At 59.9% G+C, this 5,569-nt stretch carries 6 protein-coding genes; 2 read left to right on the forward strand and 4 right to left on the reverse strand.

The features are described from left to right. Both VIL80_RS12615 and VIL80_RS12620 read left to right on the forward strand, forming a co-directional pair. A partial coding sequence (locus VIL80_RS12615) for an SLC13 family permease (protein WP_332036453.1) occupies positions 1 to 324 on the forward strand: 324 nt, incomplete at its 5' end. Between the two features lie 98 nt (positions 325 to 422). Next, the gene (locus VIL80_RS12620; protein ID WP_332036454.1) at positions 423 to 1,106 is read left to right on the forward strand and encodes a 2OG-Fe(II) oxygenase; all 684 of its coding nucleotides are present in this window, start codon (positions 423 to 425) and stop codon (positions 1,104 to 1,106) included. A 44-nt stretch (positions 1,107 to 1,150) separates the two neighbouring features. On the opposite strand, the gene VIL80_RS12625 is transcribed toward VIL80_RS12620, so the two are convergent. From VIL80_RS12625 to VIL80_RS12640, 4 genes are all read right to left on the reverse strand, one after another. After that, positions 1,151 to 1,717 (reverse strand): CBS domain-containing protein, encoded by a 567-nt coding sequence (locus VIL80_RS12625; RefSeq protein ID WP_332036455.1) that lies wholly within the window; start codon positions 1,715 to 1,717, stop codon positions 1,151 to 1,153. Positions 1,718 to 2,356: 639 nt separating this feature from the next. Beyond that, positions 2,357 to 3,577 (reverse strand): hemolysin family protein, encoded by a 1,221-nt coding sequence (locus tag VIL80_RS12630; RefSeq protein WP_332036456.1) that lies wholly within the window; start codon positions 3,575 to 3,577, stop codon positions 2,357 to 2,359. A 9-nt stretch (positions 3,578 to 3,586) separates the two neighbouring features. Beyond that, the gene (locus VIL80_RS12635; RefSeq protein ID WP_332036457.1) at positions 3,587 to 4,621 is read right to left on the reverse strand and encodes a rhomboid family intramembrane serine protease; all 1,035 of its coding nucleotides are present in this window, start codon (positions 4,619 to 4,621) and stop codon (positions 3,587 to 3,589) included. Between the two features lie 138 nt (positions 4,622 to 4,759). Further along, positions 4,760 to 5,569, reverse strand: an 810-nt coding sequence (locus VIL80_RS12640) for an FAD-dependent monooxygenase (protein WP_332036458.1), incomplete at its 5' end; no start/stop codon positions are given.

Below are 5,569 nucleotides of genomic sequence, written 5' to 3' on the forward strand. Positions count from 1 at the left end.
ATGCTGGTGCTGGTGTACTTGTGTGTATCCACACTCACAGAGATGGTCACCAACAACGCCGCCGCCATCATCATGGTACCCATCGTGCTGCAGATGACCGGCAGCGCGGGCCTGAATCCGGAGCCCTTCATGTTTGCGATCATGATGGGCGCCTCCGCCAGCTTCGCCACCCCCCTGGGTTACCAGACCAACCTGATGGTTTACGGCCCTGGCGGCTACCAGTTCTCGGACTACCTCAAGGTGGGTCTGCCGATGAACCTGCTGGTGGGTGTGGTGACCATCACCATCCTGCTCACCGGGTGGGATCTTACTGCGCTGAAATAGGCCGGCAGCGGGGTATTTTTGCTGGCGTGAAGGGAGATCGAACTGTATAAATAGCGACCTCCTCAACCCGCCGCTCCGGCACTTCGCGGAATACCTGTTTGAACGCTGTCCCCATGCCTACCCCGGCCGATGAAATCTGGCGCCGCGGTCCCGATGATGAAGATCCATTGGACCGGATTGCCAGTGCACTGCGCGAAACCGGCTATATCGTGCTACCGGCGCCGCTGCCGCCGGCCCTGCTGGGATCGCTGCTACGGCACTTCCGCTCCATCGATCGCGCCCGTTTCCAGAGCGCCGGCGTCGGCCGCGACCAGGAACATCAGCTGAACCAGTTTGTGCGTACCGATGAAATCTTCTGGCTGGATAAATCCAACCCGGCGGTAGCGGCCTACCTGAACTGGGCAGAAACCCTGCGCCTGGGACTGAACCGCAGGTTGTTCCTCGGGCTGTTCGACTACGAATGCCACTACGCGCGCTATGACCGCGGCAGCTATTACAAAAAACACGTGGACGCATTCAAGGGCAGCACCAACCGCATCGTCAGCACCGTGCTGTACCTGACACCAAACTGGCAGCCGCAGGATGGCGGCGAGCTGCAGATCTATGCGCCGGAGAGCGATACAGTGATCGAAAAGGTGGCGCCACGCTTCGGGCAGATGGTGATTTTCCTGTCGGAGGAATTCCCCCACGAGGTTCTGACCAGCAACCGACCGCGCTATAGCGTTACCGGATGGTTCCGGGTAAACAACAGTCTGGGTGAGACCATTGATCCGGCCCGCTGAGGGCCGGATCAATAAAGTGAAAATAAGCTTCTTTTCGTGTACTGCTAGTGGACTGCGGCCACCGCGCGCAGCAGTTCGGCGAAATTCTCCGGTCTGTCGATCGGATACTCCATGTGCAGGCGTGCCGTCACATCTTCCGCACTGATCACTCCGCGCACATGATGGTTGTCCACATCCACCACCAGGCAGTGGCGCTGGCCTCCGCGACGCATGGTTTCCAGCACATCGCGAATCGCCGCACCGCGCAACTGCTGGTAACTCAACTGCTGCAGGCGGTTGCGGCGGTGCATCAGGTCACCCACCGTCAGGTCGCCGCGGTTTTGCCCCGCCGCCACACACTGCATCACCCGCTGGTAGGAAACATCTTCCGCGGTGAGCAGACCGATAAAGTCCCCGCGGTGATCCATCACCAAAACACACGACAGGTGACCCGTGCGCAGCACCTGTGCGGCGTCCAGCGCCGACATGGAAGCGGTCAGCACCGCTGGGTGGTGTTTCTTGAAGTCCGTAACGAATTTGAGCGCCGGGGAATTCAGCGTGAGCTCATGAAATTCTTCCGGGAAAACCAGTTTGTCCGCATCTTCCAGCGGGATCAGATCCAGTTTTTTCATAACAACAATTCTCTTCGGTTTTTCCGGGCGCAAACTGCCGCTGCGGGGGTAAAGCGGAAAACCCCGAGCGAATGCACCCCGATTATTTTTTTAGTGCCGGCGACAAGGCGGAGAGCCCTCAGCTAAATAGAGAGCCGCCGGCACCATTCGATAACACTGATCAACAAAGGAAAATTAATGTCGGGCCGGAGGTCCGCGGATGGAATGTGCGGCGCGCGCCGCAGAAGGCGGGATAGCGACTGGATTAGAAACAGGTACGGCAACGCTGGCCGATACCATCTGGGGTTGTGTCTGAGCAACGGCGACAGGGTCGTCGGTCTCATCCTGCTGTTGTTGGCCGCTATTTAGCAGCAGCACACGCACGACTTTGTCAGAGGAATCCAGCTGCGCCAATTGCGACTCCGCGCGGCCTTCGGCGCAGAGCAGCATGGATTGCAACAGTATTAGGAGGATTCCGAAACGCACGTTACGAGCTCACCAGGTAATTCGTTGTTTTCGTTAGGTTGTTATCCGTCCACTGGCGGTATTTTTCAAGGGGCTTGCGATGAACCGTTGCAGATTTCCGTTTTGCGAATGGCCTGCAAGTGCTAGTTCAATCCGGTCTCACAGCATCTGAGACCCGCGATCCGCGCCCGGGTTCTAATTTTTTTCTTCTTTATCGGCAGATTTACTTGTCCCCGATGCATCGAAATCTTTCCCAGCGGAACCCTGTTCCCCACGCAGGTTTTCGCTCTCCTGCAGCTGACGGTGAATTTCTTCGCGCAGTTTTTCCTGGGGTTCCGGCCCCTCCTGTTCGCGCCGGGCGGCTTCATCTACCCGCAGACCGTGGCGTTTTGCCCGCAGGCGCCACAGGCGTTTGGCCAGTTCCTGGCGGTCGGGGGTCTTGTCCGCCTCGTCCACAATCTCTTCGCCCAAGAGTGTTTCGAGGATGTCCTCAAGCGTCACCAGCCCCTCGAGACTGCCGTATTCATCCACCACTGCGCTGATTTGTACCCGGCGCGCCAGCATCTTGTGAAATGCCTGATAGATGGCGGCGGTTTCCGGCAGCATCAGCAGATCCCGGCGCAGCGCCCGCAACTCGCTGTCGCGCTCGCCGCGGCAATACGCCTGTAGCAGATCCTGTTTCAGCACAAATCCCACCACCAGATCCGGATCGTCGTGCTCGTAGATGGGGATGCGGGAAAATCGGCTTTTCTCCACCGCGTCGTAGGCATCCTCAAGAGTCATATCCTGGGAAAGGGAAAACACCACCGTACGCGGTGTCATCACCTCGCGCACCGTGTGATCCCGCAGGGTAAAGAACAGGTTGTGCAGGATGCTGGACTCGTGGCGCTCGAGCTGCCCCTCCGCTTCGCCCAGTTCCGCCATGACCGCAAACTCCTCGCGGCTGAAGCCGGTCATCACGGGGCCGTGGGCGAGCCCGCGGGTCAGCCACTCCGACAGCCACACAAATGGCTTCAGCAGTATTACCAGGTAGCGCAGTACGTAAGCGGTGACCGGCGCCAGTTGACGCCAGTACAGCGCCCCCAGGGTCTTGGGAATGATTTCCGAAAACACCAGGATGAGCAGCGTCAGAATCGCGGATGCGATGCCGAGATAGTGGCTGCCGAATACCGCCGCCGCCTGTGCACCAGCGCCGGCAGCACCGACGGTATGGGCCACGGTGTTGAGGGTAAGAATTGCCGCGAGCGGCGCGTTGATATCGGCTTTCAACCGCCGCAGCACCCGCCCGGATTTGTGACCGTCACGTTCCAGCAGGGAAATATACGGCTGGGTCACACTGAGAATCACCGACTCGGCGATGGAGCAGAGAAAGGAAAATCCCAGTGCGACCAGTACATAGATGATCAGTAGTAACATGGCAAAAAATCAGAAGGTCTTGTGTACCTGTCCTGGCTCCGCGGCATTGGCGGCATGCCCGGCAAAGTAGCGCTGCCCGCCGCCGGCGACGCAGAACAGCACGCCGAGCAGCAGCCCCGCGGCAAAGCCGCCGATATGCGCGGCGTTAGCGATACCACCGGGGATGAAATAATCCACCACCCCCAGCATGCACACCAGCAACCACACCACCGCCATCCAGATAAGTGACGAGGGCACATCGCGCCACTGGGGCTGCCAGCGCTGGATGACAAAGGCCGCGCCGATCAGCGCGTAAACCACGCCGGACATCCCGCCAAACAAAATCTGCGGCGACCAGAAATACTGTGCGAGGTTGGATACCGGCGCACTCAGCAATACCAACAGCGCAAACCACGCGCTACCGGCGCGGGCCTCGAGCGAGCGCCCCACAATCCAGATGCCGAGACTGTTGAACAGCGCGTGTGGCAGGGAAAAATGCACAATCGCCGGCGTCCACAGGCGCCAGAATTCTCCCTGACCAAGGTGCCAGGCAAGAGACGAGCGAGAGATGTCAAAATCCCCCTCCTGCTGCGGAAAGATCACCAGCCCTTCTATCCAACCCTGGCGCAGTAGAAACCAACCAAGAAAACACAGCGCAATCAAAAGCAGGCTAACCGGTGTCTGCCGCAGCGGCCACTGGGGAATCACCGAGTGAGGCATTTGCTGACTCGGCTCGCCCGCAGCGGAAGTCTCCGGCGTTTTTTCTTCGACGCCCGAACCTGCGGTTACCTCGGCATCCGCAGAAACAGTATCTTCTTGCTGCGGCTGTGCCGGGGCCTCCTCATACACGTGCACCGTCAACTGTGCCAGATCCACCTCGCCTGCCTGCCAGCGCGCGAGCAACTGCTGCATCGGCTCGACAAGTTGCGGCGCCAGGCTCGCCACCCGCTGGCGATTGTTTTCTTCACTGATACGCAGCGGCAATTGGTGGCGCTGGATAAACGCCGCCAGCGCAGACAGGTCCTGCTGCAGCGGGAATTCACAGACGGTAATCCAGTTACTCAAATCCGGGCCCTTTCAGAAATACGGCAACACATAAATATCGGACGGGGACTGTAACAAAATAAAGCTCGGGATTCCGGCATGGTGCACATATGAAAAACGCGGCAACCTCGCCGCGTTTTGTCTGTTGTCGACCAGCCACTACACCGACATGGCGCGCATGATAATGCGCTTTTTCAGCAGCGGGCTCGCGTCCACCATGCTGAGGCCGGTATTGCGCAGCCAGCGCCAGTGCAGGTCGCCGGCGCCAAACAGGGATTTGAAAGTGCTCATGGCCTTGAGGGTGGCCGCATTTTCACCGCGCCGGCGGCGCTGGTAGCGGGACAGTACCGAAGCGTGGGCCGGCGAGATATCGCGCTTGAGCGCGCGGCCGACTTCTTCTGTCAGCACCAGAACATCCATAAAACCCAGGTTGACTCCCTGCCCGGCGAGTGGGTGAATGCTGTGGGCGGCATCGCCGATCAGCGCCGCGCCTGGACCGAAATAGGATTCCGCGTGGCGCGCGCGCAGGGCGAAGGAAAAGCGCTCACTCACGGATTCGATGGTGCCGAGACGGCTCTCAAACGCCTTCTCGAGATTCAGCGCAAACGCCTTGTCGTCGAGCATCACCAGCTCACGCGCGAGACTGTCATCGGCTGACCACACCACCGCGCAGTGACGGTCGTCACCGAGCCCTGAAAGCGGCAGGAATGCCAACGGGCCGGTCTCCAGGAAGCGCTGCCAGGCGGTGGACTGGTGGGACTGTTCACACTTGGCCACACACACCAGCGCGGTCTGCTGGTACTCCACATCCCGGGTGCGGATGCGCAGCATATCGCGCACCCGCGAGCGGGCACCGTCGGCTCCGATCAGCAGGCGGGTGGTGAATACCGGCGACTGGTTATCCAGCCCCTCCACCGCATCCCGCTCTGGACTGCGGGATTGCAGATGCCACAGACCGCAGTCGCGCCA

Source organism: Microbulbifer sp. (genome assembly GCF_036563125.1).
In the GTDB taxonomy this organism is placed as follows: Bacteria; Pseudomonadota; Gammaproteobacteria; order Pseudomonadales; family Cellvibrionaceae; genus Microbulbifer.

What these genes read in the sequence shown, in the direction of transcription:
- VIL80_RS12625 (WP_332036455.1), bottom strand. Translation starts at nt 1,717, where the DNA reads ATGAAAAAACTGGATCTGATCCCGCTGGAAGATGCGGACAAACTGGTT.
- VIL80_RS12630 (WP_332036456.1), bottom strand. Translation starts at nt 3,577, where the DNA reads ATGTTACTACTGATCATCTATGTACTGGTCGCACTGGGATTTTCCTTT.